The 20,462-nt window shown below is 68.2% G+C and carries 20 protein-coding genes; 10 read left to right on the top strand and 10 right to left on the bottom strand.

The features are described 5' to 3' along the window. The first annotated feature begins 8 nt into the window (after positions 1 to 8). From QN350_RS01495 to QN350_RS01505, 3 genes are all read left to right on the top strand, one after another. Positions 9 to 3,443, top strand: a complete 3,435-nt coding sequence (locus tag QN350_RS01495) for an error-prone DNA polymerase (protein WP_323502416.1) — start codon at positions 9 to 11, stop codon at positions 3,441 to 3,443. 45 nt (positions 3,444 to 3,488) lie between these two features. Continuing rightward, on the top strand, positions 3,489 to 4,325 hold the full coding sequence (locus QN350_RS01500) for a DUF3097 domain-containing protein (protein WP_322139918.1): 837 nt from the start codon (positions 3,489 to 3,491) through the stop codon (positions 4,323 to 4,325). A gap of 256 nt (positions 4,326 to 4,581) precedes the next feature. Continuing rightward, positions 4,582 to 4,785 carry a cold-shock protein gene (locus QN350_RS01505; RefSeq protein WP_035840308.1) on the top strand — a complete coding sequence of 68 codons (204 nt, stop codon included), beginning with the start codon at positions 4,582 to 4,584 and terminating at the stop codon, positions 4,783 to 4,785. A gap of 148 nt (positions 4,786 to 4,933) precedes the next feature. Here QN350_RS01505 and QN350_RS01510 read toward each other — a convergent pair whose 3' ends face one another. Beyond that, complete coding sequence (locus QN350_RS01510; protein ID WP_322139919.1) at positions 4,934 to 5,521, bottom strand: TMEM175 family protein; 588 nt, start codon at positions 5,519 to 5,521, stop codon at positions 4,934 to 4,936. Between the two features lie 122 nt (positions 5,522 to 5,643). Between QN350_RS01510 and QN350_RS01515 the strand changes: the two genes are divergently transcribed. Further along, positions 5,644 to 6,153, top strand: a complete 510-nt coding sequence (locus QN350_RS01515; RefSeq protein WP_322139920.1) for a SixA phosphatase family protein — start codon at positions 5,644 to 5,646, stop codon at positions 6,151 to 6,153. A 16-nt stretch (positions 6,154 to 6,169) separates the two neighbouring features. On the opposite strand, the gene QN350_RS01520 is transcribed toward QN350_RS01515, so the two are convergent. Both QN350_RS01520 and QN350_RS01525 read right to left on the bottom strand, forming a co-directional pair. Next, the gene (locus tag QN350_RS01520) at positions 6,170 to 6,649 is read right to left on the bottom strand and encodes an Lrp/AsnC family transcriptional regulator (RefSeq protein ID WP_134446595.1); all 480 of its coding nucleotides are present in this window, start codon (positions 6,647 to 6,649) and stop codon (positions 6,170 to 6,172) included. 110 nt (positions 6,650 to 6,759) lie between these two features. Then, positions 6,760 to 8,577, bottom strand: coding sequence for a DEAD/DEAH box helicase (locus QN350_RS01525; protein WP_322139921.1), 1,818 nt, complete (start codon positions 8,575 to 8,577; stop codon positions 6,760 to 6,762). A 58-nt stretch (positions 8,578 to 8,635) separates the two neighbouring features. On the opposite strand from QN350_RS01525, the gene QN350_RS01530 reads away from it, so the two are divergent. Continuing rightward, on the top strand, positions 8,636 to 9,424 hold the full coding sequence (locus tag QN350_RS01530; protein WP_322139922.1) for an SGNH/GDSL hydrolase family protein: 789 nt from the start codon (positions 8,636 to 8,638) through the stop codon (positions 9,422 to 9,424). 24 nt (positions 9,425 to 9,448) lie between these two features. Here the strand turns inward: QN350_RS01530 and QN350_RS01535 are convergent, their stop codons facing one another. Both QN350_RS01535 and QN350_RS01540 read right to left on the bottom strand, forming a co-directional pair. Next, positions 9,449 to 10,684, bottom strand: a complete 1,236-nt coding sequence (locus QN350_RS01535) for a D-alanyl-D-alanine carboxypeptidase (protein WP_323515636.1) — start codon at positions 10,682 to 10,684, stop codon at positions 9,449 to 9,451. A 58-nt stretch (positions 10,685 to 10,742) separates the two neighbouring features. Further along, positions 10,743 to 11,543 (bottom strand): RNA methyltransferase, encoded by an 801-nt coding sequence (locus tag QN350_RS01540; protein WP_322139924.1) that lies wholly within the window; start codon positions 11,541 to 11,543, stop codon positions 10,743 to 10,745. A 153-nt stretch (positions 11,544 to 11,696) separates the two neighbouring features. Between QN350_RS01540 and QN350_RS01545 the strand changes: the two genes are divergently transcribed. Next, on the top strand, positions 11,697 to 12,548 hold the full coding sequence (locus QN350_RS01545) for a Sir2 family NAD-dependent protein deacetylase (protein WP_323515638.1): 852 nt from the start codon (positions 11,697 to 11,699) through the stop codon (positions 12,546 to 12,548). A 72-nt stretch (positions 12,549 to 12,620) separates the two neighbouring features. Then, the gene (locus QN350_RS01550) at positions 12,621 to 13,277 is read left to right on the top strand and encodes a histidine phosphatase family protein (protein WP_323515639.1); all 657 of its coding nucleotides are present in this window, start codon (positions 12,621 to 12,623) and stop codon (positions 13,275 to 13,277) included. Here QN350_RS01550 and QN350_RS01555 read toward each other — a convergent pair. Together QN350_RS01555 and QN350_RS01560 are read right to left on the bottom strand one after the other, a co-directional pair. After that, the gene (locus QN350_RS01555; RefSeq protein WP_322139926.1) at positions 13,265 to 14,350 is read right to left on the bottom strand and encodes a glycosyltransferase family 1 protein; all 1,086 of its coding nucleotides are present in this window, start codon (positions 14,348 to 14,350) and stop codon (positions 13,265 to 13,267) included. The two genes, QN350_RS01550 and QN350_RS01555, sit on opposite strands and share 13 nt — an antisense overlap. Before the next feature lie 13 nt (positions 14,351 to 14,363). Further along, positions 14,364 to 15,263 (bottom strand): alpha/beta hydrolase, encoded by a 900-nt coding sequence (locus QN350_RS01560; RefSeq protein ID WP_322139927.1) that lies wholly within the window; start codon positions 15,261 to 15,263, stop codon positions 14,364 to 14,366. An 80-nt stretch (positions 15,264 to 15,343) separates the two neighbouring features. On the opposite strand from QN350_RS01560, the gene QN350_RS01565 reads away from it, so the two are divergent. Further along, positions 15,344 to 16,030: an exonuclease domain-containing protein gene (locus QN350_RS01565; RefSeq protein WP_281535025.1), complete on the top strand. Its 687-nt coding sequence runs from the start codon at positions 15,344 to 15,346 to the stop codon at positions 16,028 to 16,030. A gap of 69 nt (positions 16,031 to 16,099) precedes the next feature. Here QN350_RS01565 and QN350_RS01570 read toward each other — a convergent pair whose 3' ends face one another. The 3 genes from QN350_RS01570 to glgA form a co-directional block, all read right to left on the bottom strand. Next, positions 16,100 to 16,351: a type B 50S ribosomal protein L31 gene (locus tag QN350_RS01570; RefSeq protein WP_134531880.1), complete on the bottom strand. Its 252-nt coding sequence runs from the start codon at positions 16,349 to 16,351 to the stop codon at positions 16,100 to 16,102. Positions 16,352 to 16,463: 112 nt separating this feature from the next. Then, positions 16,464 to 17,246, bottom strand: coding sequence for an ABC transporter ATP-binding protein (locus tag QN350_RS01575; RefSeq protein ID WP_322139928.1), 783 nt, complete (start codon positions 17,244 to 17,246; stop codon positions 16,464 to 16,466). A 49-nt stretch (positions 17,247 to 17,295) separates the two neighbouring features. Then, a complete protein-coding gene (glgA, locus tag QN350_RS01580) occupies positions 17,296 to 18,477 on the bottom strand; it encodes a glycogen synthase (RefSeq protein WP_322139929.1) in 1,182 nt (393 codons plus the stop codon). Between the two features lie 80 nt (positions 18,478 to 18,557). Between glgA and QN350_RS01585 the strand changes: the two genes are divergently transcribed. Together QN350_RS01585 and serB are read left to right on the top strand one after the other, a co-directional pair. Beyond that, positions 18,558 to 19,802, top strand: a complete 1,245-nt coding sequence (locus QN350_RS01585; RefSeq protein WP_281535027.1) for a glucose-1-phosphate adenylyltransferase — start codon at positions 18,558 to 18,560, stop codon at positions 19,800 to 19,802. Continuing rightward, a complete protein-coding gene (serB, locus tag QN350_RS01590) occupies positions 19,799 to 20,446 on the top strand; it encodes a phosphoserine phosphatase SerB (RefSeq protein ID WP_322139930.1) in 648 nt (215 codons plus the stop codon). The genes QN350_RS01585 and serB overlap by 4 nt, the downstream gene beginning before the upstream one ends. Positions 20,447 to 20,462: the final 16 nt, after the last annotated feature.

The raw sequence follows: 20,462 nt of genomic DNA on the forward strand, positions 1-20,462 counted from the left end.
GCCGACTGATGGGCTGGAGCAATCCCCCGATCCCGTGGTCGGACCTCGAGCGCGCCCTCTCCGATCGGCGCAGACCCGGCGGCCCGCCGCCGGGAGCCGACGGCGGCGACAGCCCGGCGTGGTCAGGAAAGCGCATGCCGTACCGTCCGGCCGCACCAACGGCCCCGGTCGGCTCTCCCGCCGCTGGTGCTGTCGTGCCGTACGCAGAACTGCACGCCCACTCCAACTTCAGCTTCCTCGACGGGTCGAGCTCCCCGGAGGCCCTTCTCGAGGAGGCCGCGAGACTCGGGCTCTCCGCCCTGGCCCTGGCCGACCACGACGGCCTCTACGGCGCCGTGCGCCTCGCCGAGACGGCCGAGAGCTTTCCCGGCGTGGCCACGATCTTCGGCGCCGAACTCTCCCTCGGCCTCGCCGAGCCGCAGAACGGCAGTGCGGACCCGGCAGGCACCCACCTGCTCGTGCTCGCCCGCGGCCAGGCCGGCTACCACCGCCTCGCCGCCGCACTCACGAGCGCCCATCTCGCGGGAGGCGAGAAGGGCAGGCCGCTCTACGACACCGAGGAACTCGCCGCCCAGGCCGACGGGAGCTGGGCCGTCCTGACCGGATGCCGCAAGGGCGCCGTGCGCAGGGCTCTCGCAACCGGGGGCCCCGCTGCCGCGGCACGGGAACTGGCCGGACTCACTCGTCTCTTCGGAAGGGACAACGTCTTCGTGGAACTGTACGACCACGGCTACCCGGCGGACAGCGCCGCGAACGACGTCCTCGCCGGCCTCGCCGCAGAAGCGGGCGTGCCGGTGCTCGCCACGAACGCCGTGCACTACGCCACCCCGGAGGGCTCCCGGCTCTCCGCCGCCCTCGCGGCCGTGCGCGCCCGGCGCAGCCTCGACCAGATGGACGGCTGGCTCCCGGGCTCCGACGGGGCCCACCTGCGCAGCGGCGCGGAAATGGCCGCTCGTTTCGCGCGCTACCCCGGCGCGGTCGCGAACACCGTACCGCTCGCGACCGAGCTGGCATTCTCACTGCGCCGGGCGCGCCCCCGCCTGCCCCGCCAGGATGTCCCCGCCGGACACACGCCGATGACGTGGCTGCGGTCCCTCGTCACGGAAGGCGTCGCCGAGAAATACCCGGGCGCTTCTCCGTCGGTGCTCGAACGCATCGAGAAGGAACTCGCGGTCATCGAAGCCAAGGACTTCCCCGGATACTTCCTGATCGTGCACGACATCGTCCGCTTCGCGCGCAGTCGCGGCATCCTCTGCCAGGGCCGCGGCTCTGCGGCCAACTCCGCCGTCTGCTTCGTGCTCGGCATCACCGCCGTCGACTCGATCTTCTACCGGCTCCCGTTCGAACGCTTCCTGTCGAGCCTCCGCGACGAGGAACCGGACATCGACGTCGACTTCGACTCCGACCGGCGCGAAGAGGTCATCCAGTACGTCTACGGCCGCTACGGCAGGCTGAACGCCGCCCAGGTCGCGAACGTGATCACCTACCGACCGAAGATCGCCGTGCGCGACATGTCCAAGGCGCTCGGCTTCAGCACCGGCCAGCAGGATGCCTGGTCGAAGCAGATCGAGCGCTGGGGAGAATCGGCCTCGAGCCCGGAGCACGACATCCCCCCGCTCGTGACCGACCTCGCCGAGCAGCTCCTCGGGGCGCCCAGACACCTCGGCATCCACTCGGGTGGAATGGTCCTCACCGACCGCCCCGTCGGAGAGGTCTGCCCGATCGAACCGGCGAGGATGGACAACCGGACGGTCCTGCAGTGGGACAAGGATGACTGCGCCTGGATGGGCCTCGTGAAGTTCGACCTGCTCGGACTCGGGATGCTCGCGGCCATCCAGTACACCTTCGACCTCACCGCAGAACACCTCGGCGAGACCTGGACCCTCGCGACCGTCCCGAAGGAGGAAGCCGGCGTCTACGACCAGCTCTGCCGGGCGGACTCCGTCGGAGTCTTCCAGGTCGAGAGCCGTGCCCAGATGGGGACCCTGCCCCGCCTGCAGCCGCGCCGGTTCTACGACCTCGTCGTCGAGATCGCCCTGATTCGGCCGGGACCCATCCAGGGCGGCGCCGTGCATCCGTACATCCGGCGCAAGCTCGGTCAGGAGCCGGTGACCTACCTGCACCCGAAACTCGAGCCTGTGCTCGAACGCACCCTCGGCATCCCGCTGTTCCAGGAGCAGCTGATGCAGATGGCCATGGCCGTCGGCGGGTGCTCCGGCGAGGACGCCGACCTGCTTCGCCGCGCGATGGGGTCCAAGCGCGGCATCGAGAAGATCTCCACCCTCCGCGACCGTCTCTACGCCGGGATGGCGTCGAACGGGATCACCGGGGACGTCGCAGACACGATCTACGCCAAGATCGAGGCCTTCGCCAACTTCGGCTTCGCCGAGAGTCATTCGATCAGCTTCGCCCTGCTCGTGTACGCGAGCGCCTGGCTGCGCCTGCACTATCCCGGCGCCTTCCTGGCGGCCCTCCTCCGCGCCCAGCCGATGGGCTTCTATTCTCCGCAGTCCCTCGTCGCGGACGCGCGACGCCACGGCGTCACCGTGCTCCGCCCGGACATCCTCCGTTCGGGCGCCGAGGCCGGCCTCGAGGCCTGCGTCGCAGCCGCCGCCGTTCCCCCGGCCGTCCCACGGACGGCTCGCGGTGCCGCGTGCCTGTGCCCCGAGCAGCCGACGGTGCCGCTCTTCGACCGCATGGTTCCTCCGGACTGGGCCGATCACCGCAGGGACGGCGCCTTCGCCGTCCGCCTCGGCCTCGCCGAGGTATCCGGCATCGGCCGTGACCTCGCCCGCCGCATCGTCTCCGAGCGCGACCGGGGCGGGCCGTACCTGTCGATGGCGGATGCCGCGGGCCGGGTCGGGCTGAACACGGAGCAGCTCGAAGCGCTCGCCGCCGCCGGCGCCTTCTCCGGCCTGGGGCTCGAACCGCGGACCGCGCTGTGGACGGCCGGAGAGGCGGCTACCGAGCGACGCCAGCACCTCAGCGGTACCGCGGTCACCGTGCAGCCGCCGCTGCTCGATCTTCTCAGCCCGGTCGAGCAGGTCGTCTACGACCTCTGGGCGACCGGCATCTCCCCGGACGACCATCCGATCAGTCACGCGCGCGCGGGCCTGGTCGCACGCGGCGCCGTGCCGATCGACCGGCTGCCCACCGTCGAGTCCGGACGCCGGATCCAGGTCGGTGGCGTCGTGACGCACCGGCAGCGACCGGCGACCGCCGGCGGGGTGACCTTCCTCAATATCGAGGATGAGACCGGGACCCTCAACGTCATCGCTGGAATCGGCGTCTGGAACCGGTACCGTCGGATCGCACGGGAATCGCCCGCCCTCGTGGTGCGCGGCATCCTGGAGCGCTCCCCGGAGGGCGTCACGAACCTCCTCGCCGACAAGTTCGACACCCTCACCCTCGTCGCACCGACGACCTCCCGGGACTTCCGCTGATGACCCGCGCATGATCGGCTGATCTCTTCGGCTAACGTCGAACGGGTGAATGAGGACCGATACGGACAGGACGCCCTGAGACCGGGCTGGCGCGACGTGGGACGGAAGGTCGTCCCGACCCAGGAGGCCGTCCGCGACCTCGTCGTCGAAGAGGTCGCGACCGGGTTCTGCGGTGCGATCGTACGCCTCGAGAAGCAGATCGTGACCCTCGAGGACCGGCACGGCGCCCTCCGGCTCTTTCCCCTCGGCTCCGCCTTCCTGATCGACGGGGAGCCCGTGCGGCTCGTCGTCCCCGCCAGGGCGCCCCAGCAGCGCGCCCGGACGGCCTCCGGTTCCCTCGCTGTGGCTTCGTCACCCGCGCGGGTCGCCCGCGGCAGCCGGATCTTCGTCGAGGGCAGGCACGATGCCGAGCTCGTCGAGAAGGTCTGGGGGGCCGACCTGCGGATCGAGGGCGTCGTCGTCGAATACCTCGAGGGCGTCGACAACCTCGAGGAACTCCTCGCCGAATTCAAGCCGGGAGCCGGACGTAAGGTCGGCGTGCTCGTCGACCACCTCGTGCGGGGGTCCAAAGAGAGCCGCATCGCCGAGACCGTCTCTCGGGGGCCGCACTGTCGCAGCGTGCTCGTCGTCGGGCATCCGTACGTCGACGTCTGGCAGGCCGTGAAACCGGAGCGGCTCGGCATGACGAGCTGGCCGACGATCCCCCGGTCGGTGGAGTGGAAACACGGGATCTGCCAGCACCTGGGCTGGCCGCACGAAGACCAGGCCGACATCGCCAGGGCCTGGCAACGCATCCTGGGCCGGGTGCGGTCGTATGCCGACCTCGAGGCCGCATTCCTCGGCAGGGTCGAACAACTCATCGACTTCGTCACCGTTGATTGACAGTTCGACTGGATACTGCCCCTGTTCGGGCGAAATATTCATAAAACGTAACGGTTATGACTCGAATTCGCCCCGATTCGGCTTCTTACCGAGCGAAGTGGTCTAGTCTTGTCCCAGTAGTTGTAGTGCTTGCACGTCTTAAAACGCACGGACTTCGGTCCATGCGGCGTATTCCTTTCGGAAGCGGACGACGAATACCGCGACGAACGGCCCCGACAGTCGGGGTCGGTCTAACACTCCTGGAGGAGTTTCAAAAATGGCAACAGGTACCGTGAAATGGTTCAACGCTGAAAAGGGCTTCGGATTCATTGCTCCCGACGACGGAAGCGCCGACGTGTTCGCGCACTACTCCGCGATCGCTTCCAATGGCTACAAGTCCCTCGACGAGAACCAGAAGGTCGAGTTCGAGGTAACCCAGGGCCCCAAGGGTCCCCAGGCCGAGAACATCCGCGCCCTCTGATTCTGCTCAGTGCTGAATCAGCACACTGCTTGAACTGCGACTGACCCAGTCACTCGCCCAGAGAGCTCCAGTAATGCCCCCGCTTCGGCGGGGGCATTACTTCGTTAAGCCCTGAAGCAGTGTTGAGAACTGAAGCGGTGCCGGCGCATCACTCTTCGTGGCCCTCGCCGACGAAACGCTCGACCCGCCGGTCCGGTACCAGCCAGATCAGTGCGGCCACGGCGAAGACGCCCATGGACGCGAGCGGCTGCACGAGGGCAAGCAGAACCCCGGCGAGGTAGATGAACGGCGAGGCCTTGCCCTTCCAGTCCCGCCCGAGGGCCGTTGCCAGGGCTCCGTCTGCGCCCTGGTACCGGATCAGCGCCTGCTGCAGGATGAAGAACGCCACGGCGGCCAGGAGCAACGTGATCCCGTAGACCATGACCGGAACCTCGGCGAAGCCCGACTCGTCGCTCCACCTCGTCACGAACGGGAACAGGGAGAGCCAGAACAGAAGGTTCAGGTTCGCCCAGAGGATGCCGCCGTTCACGCCGGAGGCGAGGCGCAGCAGGTGGTGGTGGTTGTTCCAGTAGATCCCGATGTAGAGGAAACTCAGCAGGTAGCTGAACAGCGTCGGCAGGAGGGACGCGAGCCCCTGCCAGGTCGGTTCTTCCGGCACTCGGATCTCGAGCACCATGATCGTGATGATGATGGCGAGCACGCCATCGCTGAACGCTTCGAGCCTGTTCTTGGTCACGATGCCTCCGAGTCCCTCGTGAAGAGCACACTGCAGTCAGGGAATCCTCCCAGATTCCGTGAACCCTGTCAGGAGCCAGTTTCCGAGGCGACCGGGGCGGCCGGCGGTGGCAGACTCAGGGTATGACTGAGCGCACCCTGATCCTGCTGCGGCACGCCAAATCGGACTGGTCCGGCGAGGTCTCCGACCTCGAGCGCCCGCTCGCGGACCGGGGACTCCTCCAGGCGCCGCTGGCGGGCGCGTGGCTCGACCGGAACATCGGTCGCATCGATCTCGCGGTCGTCTCCCCCGCGCACCGTGCCCGCAGCACCTGGGACATCGCCGCGGGTGAGCTGGCGGAAACGCCGCCGATCCGGGTCGACAGCCGCGGCTATGCGGCATCCGCCGGTGAGCTGCTCGACGTCGTCCGGGAACTTCCCGACGAGTTCGATACTGTCGTTCTCGTCGTGCACAACCCCGGGATCGCCGGCCTCGCCGAACTCCTCACCGGTGCGTGGATACCGATGCCGACGAGCACCCTCGCCGTGCTTGGCCTGACCGGACCGTGGTCCGACGCCGGCCGGCAGCCGGCCGAGATGCTCGCGACCGGGCGCCCGCCCGAAGACATTCCGCACCGGCACCGCGATCGGTGACGAGACGGTCGTGGGACTAGTTGACGAGGTCCTGCCAGCCGTCGCCGTCGACGTACTCGAAGATGAGGTTGGTCTCGGTGTGCGCGACCGCAGGATGCTCGGCGAGATGTTCGAGCACGAAGTCACGGAGCGCTGACGCGTTCGCCGCCGCGACGTGCAGGAGGTAGTCGTCCGCCCCCGCGGTGTGGAAGAGGCCGATGACGCCGGGCCAGTGCGGGGCGGCGTTGCGGAAGTCGTCGATCTGCACCCGGGCGTGCTTGACGAGCCGCACCGAGATGAGCGCCTGCAGGGAGGCACCGAGGGCCGCGAGGTCGATGTTCGCCCGGTACCCGCGGATGTGCCCGAGCTGCTGCAGCCGGCGCAGCCGGAGCGACACCGTCGACTCGGCGACACCGATTTCGGCAGCCAGTGCGGCGCCGGAGGCCCGCGCGTTGACCGAGAGGGCCTTCAGCAATGCCCGGTCGACCCTGTCGATTTCGGCTTTCTTCGGTTCCATCAGTCACACTCTTTCGTCATTGAGAGTTTATGCGACAAAACTTCCCCAGACGCAAGGGTCTGCGGCCAAACCGGATAACGATCGAGGATCGATCGCCCCTTTCCCTGGCTTTAGCTGCGGCCGAGACGGCGGCGCAGGAGGTCGATCCGGTTCTGGAGCTGGGTCACGCTCGCCTGGGCGACCGCGGGTCCTCCGCACACGCGCCGAAGTTCGGCGTGCACGATTCCGTGCGGTTCGTTCGCCAGTTTCGACCACATGCCCACCAGGCTCGCGAGCAGGGTGCGCTGTTCCTTCAGGGTGCGGTAGAGCGGCGGCGGTTCCTCCGGGGCGACCTCGCCCGTCACCGGGTTCTTGCGCCGGTCGGTCGAACGTTTCGCCTGGCGGGACTGCCGTTGCCTGAGCAGCTCGGACACCTGTTCCGGTTCGAGGAGCCCGGGGATGCCGATGAAGTCGAACTCCTCGTCTGTTCCCGGTTCGGCGAGCTGGCCGAATTCGTCGCCGTCGAACATGACCATGTCGAAGGTCGCCTGGGAGTCGATGGCCTGCCAGGTGAACTCGTCCTCACCGAGACCGTCCGACCCCTTCTCGTCGCGGTTGGCCGCTGCCACCATCGCGTCTTCGGGGTTGTACATCCCGTCGTCGCCGTCGTCCCGGTTGCTGCGGTCCAGGGCGTGGTCGCGCTCGAGTTCGAGCGCGTTGGCCAGGCTCAGGAGGCTCGGCACATTGGGCAGGAAGATCGAGGCCGTCTCACCGCGGCGCCTGGCGCGCACGAAGCGGCCGATCGCCTGGGCGAAGAACAGCGGCGTCGACGCGCTCGTCGCGTAGACACCGACGGCGAGCCGGGGCACGTCGACACCTTCGGACACCATTCGCACGGCGACCATCCACCGCCGGGTGTTCTTCGAGAACTCGTCGATCCGGTCGCTCGACTCCTTCTCGTCCGAGAGCACGACGGTGACCGGTTCCCCGGAGATCTCCTCGAGGATGGTGGCATAGGCCCGAGCGGCCGACTGGTCGGTCGCGATCACGAGACCGCCGGCGTCCGGGATGCCGTGCCGCACCTGGGTGAGTCGGGAGTCGGCCGCACGGAGGACCGCGGGGATCCACTGCCCCGTCGGTTCGAGCGCGGTGCGCCAGGCCTGGCTCGTGATGTCCTTGGTGTTGCCCTCGCCGAGTTTGGCTTCCATCTCGTCGCCTGCGCGCGTGCGCCATTTCATGTGCCCGGCGTAGACCATGAACATGACGGGTCGCACGACGCCGTCGGCGAGAGCGCGACCGTAGCCGTAGTTGTAGTCACTCTGCGACAGGCGGATGCCGTGCTCGTCGGGCAGGTAGCTGACGAAGGGGATCGGCGAGGTGTCCGACCGGAACGGGGTCCCGGTCAGCGAGAGGCGGCGGGTCGCCGGTTCGAAGGCCTCGCGGATCGCATCGCCCCAGCTGAGGGCGTCGCCGCCGTGGTGCACCTCGTCGAGGATGACCAGGGTGCGGCTCGACTGGGTGAGCTCTCGGTGCAGGGCGGCGCGGCTGGCGACCTGAGCGTAGGTGACGGCGACTCCGTGGAAGTGGTTGCCGTAGCGCCCGTCCGCGTTCTTGAACGAGGGGTCGAGGCGGATGCCCGCGCGAGCTGCGGCATCCGCCCACTGGCGCTTGAGATGCTCCGTCGGGGCGACGACGGTGATGCGGTCGATCAAGTGCCGTGCACGGAGTTCGGAGGCGAGCCGGAGCGCAAAGGTGGTCTTGCCTGCTCCCGGTGTCGCCGCGGCGAGGAAGTCCCGGGGCTGGTGCACGAAATAGGCGGCGAGGGCCTCTTCCTGCCAGGCGCGCAGCTTGGTCGCGGTGCCCCAGGCGGCCCGGCCGGGGAAGGACGGGGACAGGTGTTCGGCTGCACTCGTTCCCTGGTTCGGTTCGAACGCTGCTGAGATAGTCACTTCAATAGAACCTAGCAAGGTGCACGGACAGTTTCGTGCAAACGAGGAGAATGGACTGATGACAACCCCATTGCATCCTTGGTCGCGGTACGTAGCCGTCGGCGATTCCTTTACGGAGGGCGTCGGGGACCCCGAGCCCGCGTGCCCCGGCGGGTTCCGGGGCTGGTCCGACCGGGTCGCCGAGGTGCTCAGCCAGGGCTCGGCGGACTTCGCATACGCGAATCTCGCCGTGCGCGGCAAGTTGATCCGGCAGGTGATGGACGAGCAGCTGGAGTCGGCCCTCGACCTGCACCCCGACCTGATCACCTTCTCCGCGGGTGGCAACGACGTGATCCGGCCGGGGTCCGACCCCGATGAGATCGCCGCCCGATGCGACGAGGCCGTTCGCCTGCTCAGCCGCGACGGGGCCACGGTCGTGCTCTTCACGGGCGCCGATGTCGGGTTCGCCCCGGTCTTCCGCGGGATTCGCGGCAAGATCGCGATCTACAACGAGAACATCCGCGCCGTCGCTGCGCGCTACGACTGTGTCGTCGCCGACCTGTGGGCGCTCACCGAGATCCAGGACGCACGGATGTGGGCGCCCGACCGGCTGCACCTGAACGCCCTCGGACATCACACCGTCGCCCGGATGGTTCTCGACGTGCTCAACGTGCCCAACAGCCTCGAACCCTCAGAGCCCGAGCCGCTGCCCGCGCAGACCTGGCGCCAGGCCCGCAGCGAGGACATGGTCTGGGCGCGGGAGTATCTCGTGCCGTGGGTACTGCGCCGCATCCGGCACCAGTCGTCCGGGGACCACGTGCTGCCCAAACGCCCGCAAGCCGGCCCGTTCCGCCAGGCCGTCAAGTAGCGCCAGGCCGTCAAGAAGCGGGGGTCAGCGGGACGCGAGCAGTTCGCCCGGGTGCGTGAAGCGCCAGCCGGGTCCGGGATCACTCAGGGTGCCGTCGAGTACCAGAGGCACACTGATCTTCTCGGTGCCGACCGTGAAATCGAGGGACCCGACGGCGTCCCCGTTCGAGCCGACCCCGACCGAACGAGCCGTGGCGACGCCCGTGACGGGCGTGTCTGACCAGACGAGGGCGGATGCCGGCTCGGCGGCCACGACCGTCCCGTTCTGTCCCCAGACGCTCGCGTACGCTCCGTAGGACGCACCCGCCTGTGTGAGGGCGACCTCACGGAAACCGGGTTTGACGCTCTCGATGAGCCGCCCGATATCGGCGTCGAGGCTGTTGTGGGTGGTCCCGCCGAGCAGGACCCCGACCAGGGTCACGGTCTTGTCTCCGACGGTGAAGTCCGCGGAGAAGAGCAGGCACGCGCCGGCTTCGTCCGTCGTCCCGGTCTTGATGCCGTCGACGCCGTGCTCGCCGAGCATCTCGTTCGTGTTGGTCACGGTTCCGATCGTCGGAAGCGTGGCCGTCTTCTCGGAGACGATCGAGGCGAGCGCCGGGTTCTTCAGCACGAGCTTGCCGATCTCGACGAGGTCCGCGGGCGTGCTTGCGCTCAGCGGGGAGAGCCCGCTGGTGTCTGCGATCGTGGTCCCGGTCAGGCCATGGTCTGTGAGCCAGGACCTGGCGACCTTCAGGTAGGCGTCCACGGATCCGAACGCCCAGTTGGCGAGGGTGATGCTGTAGTTGTTCGCGGAGGGCAGCAGCATGCCCTCGAGGGCCTGGCGCTGGCTCAGCACCATGCCGGACACGACGGGGGCGACCGAGCCGTCCTCGGCGAGCACGTCGTAGTAGATCTGCACGTCGGCGTCGGTGAATTTCAGGGCGGGGCCGGCCTCCGTGGCTGCGAGGGGTTTCGCCTCGAGCAGCACGAGGGAGGTGATCATCTTGGTGATGCTCGCGATCGGCACGGCGGCCTGGCTGCCGTTGGAGCCGAGGACACCGTCGTAGCCGACGGCGCCGATCGCGCCCTCCCCGATTCCCGGCCATGCCATCGCCGTCGCCGGCTGGGTGAGCGCGGCGGGCTGGGTGAGCGTCGCCGCCGAGGCCGGGAGGGCCGCGATACTCGTGGTCGCGAAGTAGCCCCCGAGGAGGATCACGACGAGCAGGCCGCCGAGGACCGCGAATCGGCGACGCAGGATGGTGGAACGACTCGCGGAAGGCATCCGTTCACTTTACCGATCCACGGATAGGGAAACGCTGGGCACCGCGGCGCGGCGCGGGTCAGCGCAGTGCGTACAGTGCGACCGCGCTCGCCGATGCGACATTGAGCGAGTCGACGCCGTGCAGCATCGGGATCGTCACGACCGTGTCCGCGACCGCGAGCGCCTGCCTGCTGAGCCCGTCGCCCTCTGCGCCGAGCACGATCGCGAGCCGCTCCGGCGGGTCGATCGCGAAGTCGTCGAGGCTCACCGCATTGTCGGCGAGGGCGAGTGCTGCGAGGTGGAAACCGGCGTCGTGCAGCAGCGGAACGGCCTCGTCCCACTCCGGCAGGCGGGTCCACGGAACCTGCAGCACCGTGCCCATGCTCACGCGCACGCTGCGCCGGTACAGCGGGTCGGCGCAGCGCGGGGTGATCAGCACGGCGTCGGCGCCGAGTCCGGCGACGGAGCGGAAGATGGCGCCGACATTGGTGTGGTCGACGATGTTCTCGAGGATCACGATCCGGCGGGCGTCCCGGATCAGGTCGGACACCGGCGCGAGCACGGGCCGGTGCATCGCGGCGAGTGCCCCCCGGTGCAGGTTGTACCCGGTGAGTTCTTCGAGCACGGATGCCGCGCCGACGTAGATCGGTACGTCCGGCCAGTCGGCGAGCAGTTCGAGGGCATCGGGCAGCCACTGCTCCTGCAGGAGCACCGAGCGGGGGCGGTGTCCGGCCTCGAGGGCGCGCGCGATGACCTTGGTCGACTCGGCGATGTACAGGCCGCCCGCCGGTTCGGACTTCCGCCGGAGTGCGACATCCGTGAGCTGGGAATAATCGGCAAGACCGGGAAGGTCGAGGGAGTCGATGTGGATGATCTGCACGGTGATTGCCTTTCGAAGGAGAACACGTCCAGCCTGCCAGTTGTCCCGCCCGGTCCAGTACCCGGGGTCACGCACTCGGGGTCCGGTACCTGGGTTCTGTAACAAGGACGAAAACTGGCCCGCCTAGACTCGGAGTGGACAGGACGGAGCGTTATGACCACCGAGACGATTCCGGTCGCGGGCGAGGTTTCGGCAGACACCCTTGACACGGTCGCCGAACTCCTGCGCGGAAAGCGTGCTGCGGTGCTGACCGGCGCCGGGCTCAGCACGGATTCGGGCATCCCCGACTACCGGGGGAAGGGCGCGCCGGTCCGCACCCCGATGAACTATCAGACCTTCATCGACGACCCGAGGGCCCGGGTCAGGTACTGGGCAGGAAGCCACCTCGGCTGGCGTCGATTCCGCGCCGCCGCGCCGAACCTCGGGCACCGTTCCCTCGTCGCCCTCGAGGCGGGCGGGGTCATCTCGGGCGTGATCACCCAGAACGTCGACGGGCTGCACACCCGGGCAGGCTCCCGCCACGTCGTCGACCTGCACGGGTCGATGGATCTCGTGGTCTGCCTCTCCTGCGGCCAGGCCTTCGACAGGGAGAGCATCGCGGCACGCCTCGAGGCGGACAACCCGTCGCTCCGGCGACCCGACTCCGCCCGTCTGGCACCGGACGGTGACGCAGACGTCACCGACCTCACGGGCTTCGTCATCCCCGCGTGCACGGTCTGCGGTGGGATGCTCAAGCCCAACGTGGTCTTCTTCGGCGAGCTCGTGCCGACGGTGAAGTTCGTCGAGGCCACCGCCCTCGTCGCCGGGGCCCAGGCGCTCATCATCGCCGGGTCGTCCCTCGCGGTGAATTCGGGCATCCGCCTGCTCGAACAGGCCCGCCGCCGCAAACTGCCGATTATCGTCATCAATCGGGGCGTGACCAAGGGAGACGCGCGCGCACTGGTTAAACTGGAAGCCGGCACCTCCGAGGTGCTGTCCGGGCTCGCTCAGCGCCTCGCGGGGTAGCGGGGTCCGGTTCGCCAGGGCGGGGAAGCACCGAAAACCGCCAGACAGGAGCCACGCGAGACCATGCACCGGTTGCAGACCAGGCTTTCGATCGTCCGCCACGGCCAGACCGACTGGAATCTCGCCACCCGCATCCAGGGTCGCACCGACATCCCGCTGAACTCGACGGGACGAGCCCAGGCGGCCGAGACCGGTCTGCGACTACTCAAACGAAGTCGCGAGGGTGCGGCGCCGAGCCTCGACGGCGGCCAGACTCCGAGTGCGGCAGGCTGGGAGAAGATCGTGTCGAGCCCACTCGACCGGGCCGCGGAGACGGCCCGCATCATCGCAGGGGAACTCGGCCTGCCACGGCCGGAGATCATCGACGATCTCACCGAGCGCCACCACGGCCACATCGAGGGCCTCACGTTCGCCGAACGACAGCGCCAGTTCCCGAACGGGATACCCGTGCCCGGGCTCGAGTCGCGCCAGCAGGTCCTCGACAGGGTCCTTCCGGCGCTCGGCCGTGTGGCCGATGAATTCCCGGGCGATGCGGTGCTCGTGGTCTGCCACGGCGGCGTGATCGGAACGCTGATCCGGTACCTCACCTTCGGCGTGCGCCCGCACCCCGACGAGATCATCGCCAACGGATCCGTCCACGACTTCCTCTGGACAGACGGCCACCTCGAGCTCGAGCACTTCGACGCGACGATCCGCGGCTTCGCGGAGAACACGCACTACTCGGGCTGAGCGGTCTCCCGGATCACACGGAGCAGGATCTGGGCGGAATCGGCCCAGTTGTACCGGGCGGCCTGCTCGATGGCGAGCCCGGAGCGCTTCGCCCACTCCCCCGGCTCGTCGAGCCGGTGCACGGCGGCGGCGAGCCCGCTCGCGTCGCGCGGTTCGAAGTAGAGCGCAGCCTCACCGCCGATCTCGCGGAAGATCGGGATATCGCTCACGACGACCGGGATCCCGAGGCTCATCGCTTCGACGAGGGGGATTCCGAAACCCTCGTCGAGGGACGCGGTCACGAGGGCCGTCGCCGAATCGAGCAGGGACACGTACTCCTCGTCGGAGACCCCGTCGTGGAACACGATCCGGGCACCGGGGGCGAGCGCCCCGAGACGGGCCCGTTCTGCGGTTCCGATCCGGCTGAGCAGGTGCAGCTCGTGGCCGGGGAGGTCCACGAGGGCGCGCACGAGCGTGTCGACGTTCTTGTACGGCATGAACGAGCCCATGTAGACGAGGCTGCCCGTTGCCGGCCCGGTGCGCCGCACCACCGTCTCCGCCCCGGCCGCCCCGCCGAGGGCGCCGGCGGCATTGGGGACGACCGCGATGGGTTTGCGGGTGAGGCGGTGCTTCAGCATGAGTGCCCGTGTCGTCTCGGACACGGTCACAACGCCGTCTGCGCGGTTCAACAGCATCCGCTGGGGCCACCAGGACAGGTGGTAGAGCCGCCAGAGCAGCCGGATGAAGCCGGGCAGGTCGCGCGGGGGTGTTCGGTTGCGGTAGTAGATCAGGTCGTGCACGGTGAGCAGCAGCCGGTAGTTGCGGCCCCACGATCCCATGGTCTGCATCGGGCTGAAGACGACATCGGGGTGCAGCCGGTTGACGCTGAGGGCGACGAGGGGTTCACGGATGCTGGTGGGCGCGTTCACGAGCTGCCACGGGAGTGCGGGCAGCATCGCGAGCTGCCGGTGGTCGCTGATGAGCATCGTCACCGTGTGCAGCCTGCTGAGCTCGGTGACGAGTTCGGAGGTGTAGCGGCTGATGCCGTCGTGCCGGTCGAACCGGGTGTAGCGGCAGTCGAACACGATTCTCATGCCGGCCGGCCGTTCATGAGGATGCCGTTTCGTCGAGGAAGCGACGCAGCTGTTCCGCCGCTTCGGCGGGGACTTCATAGTGGATGAGATGCCCCACGTTGGGGATGACATAGAGACGCGCGTCGGGGAACAGCCCGCGCAGCCGGTACTGGGCCTCGACGGGGGTGATGTCGTCCTTGTCCGCCGCGATCAGCAGGGTGCGCTGCGGGATGCGTGCGGCGAATTCGCTGACATCGCTTCCGACCGAGGCGCGGAAGGCCTCGAGCACGACCCGGCGATCGGAGAAGGCAGAGAAGTACCGGTCGTGCTGGTTGTGGATCCAGCGGCGCAGGGCGGGGTCACGGGTCTTGGCCATCGCGATGCTCATCACGCGCACGATGACGCGGTTGCGAAGCAGGGCGAAGCCGAGCCGTTCTGGAAGGGCGGCCGCCGACCAGTAGTAGAACACCGCGAGTCGGGTGAGGATGCCGCGGGGGCCGGACAGGGCCGGCGCCGCGATCGGGTTGACCAGCACGACGACATCGGCGGGCAGCCCGCCGGCGACGGCGGAGGCCACGATGATCGAGCCGAAGGAGTGCCCGAGGATCACCGTGCGCCCGGTCGGGGCGACCGCAGCGACGAACCCCCTGAGCCACTCAGAGTAGCCGGGCACATCGTGCGCCAGGGCCGTGAGGGGCGCCGATTCACCGAAGCCGGGCAGGTCGGGCGAGAGGATCCGGTACCCCGCGAGCTGGGCGACAACGGGCTCGAGGCCGTGATGGTCACCGCGGAAGCCGTGCACCATCACGATCGTCGTCGTTGCAGCCGGATCCCCGTACTCCCAGTAACGGGTGTCGGTCCCGAGCACCGGGACGGTGTGGACGCTCACCGGGATGCGGGCGAGCTGGGCGTCGTATGGCGAAGGAACAATCATCCGCTCCAGTTTACGGTGACGCGCGCGGCGGACGGCGGTGACTCCCCGTGGATGTCGGCGGTCGGCCCTAGGCTGGCCCCATGAGCAACTGGAGTGACACCCTCGCCGTCTTCGACCTCGAAACGACCGGAATCGACGTGGAGACGAGTCGCATCGTCTCGGCGACGGTGGCCGTGATCGATGTCTCGGGGGCCGTCGTCGAACGCATCGACTGGCTTCTCGACCCCGGCGTCGAGATCCCGGAACAGGCGACCAACGTGCACGGCATCACGACCGCCCAGGCCGTCGCGAACGGCCGCGTCGCCGGGGAAGGCGTCACGGAGATCGTCGCGACCATCCGCGAGCTGCTCGGCCGGGGCCTTCCGATCGTCGCGTACAACGCTCCCTACGACCTCTCCCTGCTCAACCGGGAGGCACTGCGCTATGGCGTCGCACCGCTCGTCTCCCCCTCACCCGTCGTCGACCCGCTGGTGATCGACAAGCAGGTGGACCGCTACCGTAAGGGCAAGCGCACGCTCGAGGTCACGAGCGCCTACTACGGGGTTTCCCTCGACGACGCCCATGACGCCGGCGCGGACGCGATCGCCGCTGGGAGGGTCGCCCAGGCCATCGCCAAGGCGCACGTCGCGGTGCTGCCTGGCACGGTCGCCGAGCTGCACGAGCTGCAGGTGCAGTGGTCGATGCAGCAGGCGGAGCGCTTCCAGGACTACATGCGCCGCGAACGCGACCCGAAGTTCGTCGCGACCGGCGCGTGGCCTGAGCGGTAGCGCGGGTACAGAAAAGGCGAGCAGCCAGGGCTGCTCGCCTTTTCTAAGTCGCGCTTGAGTGCGTCGGTCTTATTTGCCGAAGCCCTTGTAGCGGGAGTTGAACTTCTCCACGCGTCCGGCGGAGTCCATGATGCGCTGCTTGCCCGTGTAGAACGGGTGCGACTCGGAGGAGATTTCCACGTCGATGACGGGGTAGGTGGTGCCGTCTTCCCACTCGATCGTCTTGGCGCTCGAGACCGTCGAACGGGTCAGGAAGGTCGCACCCGACGCGAGGTCGCGGAAGACCACGGGGGTGTAGGTGGGGTGGATGTCAGACTTCATGAAAACTTCCTTATATGAGTTGCGCCGGTCCGGACCGGGTGGACCGGGGAACGGCGGCAGGAAAAAGTTGCACGGCCCGAGGACCGACTGTCGAGTCTAGCAGAAGCCGGCGTCAGGCCGCACGGGCCGTGAAACGGCCGCCATCCTGGCCGAGGTCGATCGGCAGGCCGAACGTTTCGGTGAGGGTGTCCGCCGTGAGCGACTCGGCGAACGGGCCTGCCGAGACGACCCGACCGCCGGAAAGCAGCAGGGCGTGGGTGAAGCCCAACGGGATCTCTTCGACGTGGTGGGTGACCATGATGATCGCCGGGGAGCTCGCCTCGAGGGCATAGCCGCCGAGAAGGCGCAGCAGTTCTTCGCGGGCGCCGAGGTCGAGACTGGCCGCCGGTTCGTCGAGCAGGAGCAGTTCGGGGTCGGTCATGATCGAGCGGGCGATCTGGACGCGCTTCTGTTCGCCGTCGCTCAGGGTTCCGAAGGTGCGGTCGGCGAGGTGGTCGAGTCGCCATTCCTGGAGGACACGCTGGGCACGACGCTCGTCAATGGTCTCGTATTCCTCGGTCCAGCGACCGGTCACCGAGTACGCGGCGGTCATGACGACGTCGAGCACCTTTTCCCCGGCCGGAACCTTGCGCGCGAGCGCTGTCGACGCGAAGCCGATGCGCGGACGCAGCTCGAACAGGTCGGTGCCGCCGATCGGCTCTTCGAGCACCTCTGCGGTGCCCCTGGTGGGGTGCAGCATCGCGGCGGCGATCTGCAGGAGTGTGGTCTTTCCTGCTCCGTTCGGGCCCAGGATCACCCAGCGCTGATCGTCATCAACACTCCAGTTCACTGAGTCGAGGATGGTTGTGCCAGCCCGGACGACGGAGACGTCGGTGAAGTGAAGAACGTTGACCATGCATCCATGTTATCTGCCGACGCCGACGCGCCGGCACGCCGGGCGGGCCTCAGAGCAACCCGGCGTAGATCTCCCGCGTGCTCGTGGCGATCTGGCTCCAGCTGAACTTTTGCTCGGCCCTGATCCGGCCAGCCCTGCCCATCTCCGCGGCGCGGTCGGGGTCTGCGAGGACCTCGATCAGGGTGCCGGCGAGGTCGGCGACGAAACGATCGGGGTCGATCGGCGTTCCTGTTCCGTCGGAGACCTGGTCGAGGGGAACGAGGCGTCCGGTGACGCCGTCGTCGACGACCTCGGGGATGCCGCCCGTCGCCGACCCGACAACGGGGAGGCCGCAGGCCATCGCCTCGAGGTTGACGATGCCGAGCGGCTCGTAGACCGAGGGACAGACGAAGACGGTCCCGGCGGTCAGTACGGCAGAGAGGTCGTGCTGGGACAGGTGTTCGGGGATCCAGACGACGCCGGTGCGCTCGGCCTGCAGCGCCCTGACTCCCGCCGTCACCTCGGCCATGATCTCCGCGGTATCCGGTGCCCCGGCGCACAGGACGAGCTGGACCTCAGGCGGGAGTGACGCTGCAGCACGGAGAAGGTACGGCAGACCCTTCTGCCGGGTGATCCGTCCGACGAACACGACCGAGGGCCGGGTGGGGTCGATGCCGAGCGAACGAACGATGTCTTCGTCCGCGGTCGGCTTCCATTTCTCGAGGTCGATGCCGTTGTAGACGACGTGCACCCGGGACTCGTCGAGTGCCGGGTAGCTGCGGAGGATGTCCGCCCGCATGCCACCGCTCACGGCGATGACGGCATCCGCTGCCTCGAACGCCGTGCGTTCGATCCAGCTCGAGACCCGGTAGCCGCCGCCGAGCTGTTCGGCTTTCCACGGCCGGAGCGGCTCGAGGCTGTGCGCGGTGACGACATGAGGGACGCCGTGGAGGAGCTTTGCGAGGTGCCCGGCGCCATTGGCGTACCAGGTGTGCGAGTGCACGATATCGGTGCCCGCGGCGTCCTGGGCCATCAACAGGTCGACGCCGAGCGTCGACAGGGCACCGTTCGCCGTGGCGAGCTCGGCGGGGACGCCGTAGGCGAAGGTATCCGGCTCGTCGCGCGGCGAACCGAAGCAGCGCACCACGACATCGATGTCGGTACGGAGGGCCTTGACGAGCTCGGCGACGTGCACGCCGGCCCCGCCGTAGATCTCTGGTGGATATTCCTTTGTCAACAGATCGACTCGCATGAAAATAAAACTAGCGCAGCATCGCGTCCGACACACCGTTTTCGGGTGGCCCCGGCCCCGGATGCCCTTACTGTAAAGACATGGCATCGAAGAAGATCTTTGGAATCGTACTCGCTGGTGGCGAGGGCAAACGACTGATGCCGTTGACGGAGGACCGCGCAAAGCCGGCCGTACCGTTCGGCGGCAACTACCGGCTCATCGACTTCGCACTGTCCAACCTGATCAATTCCGGGTTGACCCAGATCGTCGTCCTGACGCAGTACAAGTCGCACAGCCTCGACCGTCACGTCTCACAGACCTGGCATGTCTCCGGCGGCTTGTTCAACTCATACATCGCCTCCGTCCCCGCGCAGCAGCGCCTCGGCAAGCGTTGGTTCTCCGGTTCTGCGGACGCGATCCTGCAGAGCCTCAACCTGATCCACGACGAGAAGCCCGACATCGTCGTCGTCGTCGGTGCAGACCACGTGTACCGCATGGACTTCAGTCAGATGATCGCCGCCCACATCGCCTCGGGGGCGCAGGCCACCGTCGCTGCGATCCGCCAGCCGATCGGCCTCGCCGACCAGTTCGGCGTCATCGAGGTCGACGGAGCCACTCCGGACCACATCCGCGAGTTCCGCGAGAAGCCCAAGGACGCCGTCGGTCTGGCCGACGCACCGCACGAGGTGTTCGCTTCCATGGGCAACTACGTCTTCAACGCAGACGCCCTGATCGAGGCCGTGCTGCGTGACGGCGAACGAACCGACTCGAGCCACGACATGGGTGGGGACATCATTCCCGACTTCGTGTCCCGCGGTGAGGCCGGTGTCTACGACCTCCAGCGCAACGAAGTTCCGGGTTCCACCGATCGCGACCGGTACTACTGGCGCGACGTGGGAACCATCGACTCCTTCTTCGAGGCGCACCAGGACCTGATCAGCGCGCTCCCGGTCTTCAACCTGTACAACCAGAAGTGGCCGATCTTCAGCCAGCAGCTCAACTCGCCGCCGGCCAAGTTCGTCCGGGACGGCCGTGGCTCGCTCGGCACGATGATCGACTCGATCGTGTCCCTCGGCTGCGTCATCTCCGGTGCCCACATCGAGCGCAGCGTGCTCGGGCCGTGGGTGGCGATCGATTCCGGCGCCCACATCGCCGACTCGATCCTCTTCGACCGGGTGCAGATCCTGCCCGGCGCGACCGTTCGTCGGGCCATCCTCGACAAGAACGTCGTCGTCGCCGCAGGGGCCACCGTCGGCGTCGACAAGGATCGCGACCTCGCGCGTGGATTCAGCGTCACCGAGTCCGGCATCACCGTGGTCGGCAAGGGCGTGCACGTACACCCGTGACCCGTCCCCCTCGTTTCCTGGTCGTCCTCGATTCCGATTCCACCCTGATTGAAAACGAAGTCATCGAACTCCTGGCGGATGCCGCGGGTTCGCTCGAACTCGTCGCCGCGGTCACCGAACAGGCCATGCGCGGCGAGATCGACTTCGCCCAGAGCCTCCGTGCCCGGGTGAAGACGCTCGCCGGGCTGCCGGAGAGCGTCTTCACCGAGGTCGGCCGTCTGGTGCGCCCGACTCCGGGCGTCCACGAGCTCATCGCCGGCCTGCACGCCCACGGCAGTCGCATCGGGGTCGTCTCGGGAGGCTTCCACGAAGTGCTCGATCCGCTCGCGGAGAGCCTCGGAATCGACCACTGGCGAGCCAATCGGCTCGAGGTCGCCGACGGCCACCTCACCGGCAACCTGGTCGGGCCGATCATCGACGCGACCGCGAAGGCGGACACCCTCCAGGAATGGGCGGCGGAACTCGGCGTCGCACTCCCCCAGACCGTCGCCGTCGGCGACGGCGCGAACGACCTGAAGATGATGCACGTCGCGGGCCTCGGCATCGCGTTCAACGCGAAGCCTCTCGTTCGGGCCAAGGCGGACGTCGCGATCGACATCTGCGACCTCAGCCAGGTCCTTCCCATCCTCGGCCTCCGCGGCTAGCGCTTCCGCACCACGC

This window comes from Cryobacterium sp. 10I5 (genome assembly GCF_035019865.1).
GTDB lineage: Bacteria > Actinomycetota > Actinomycetes > Actinomycetales > Microbacteriaceae > Cryobacterium > Cryobacterium breve_A.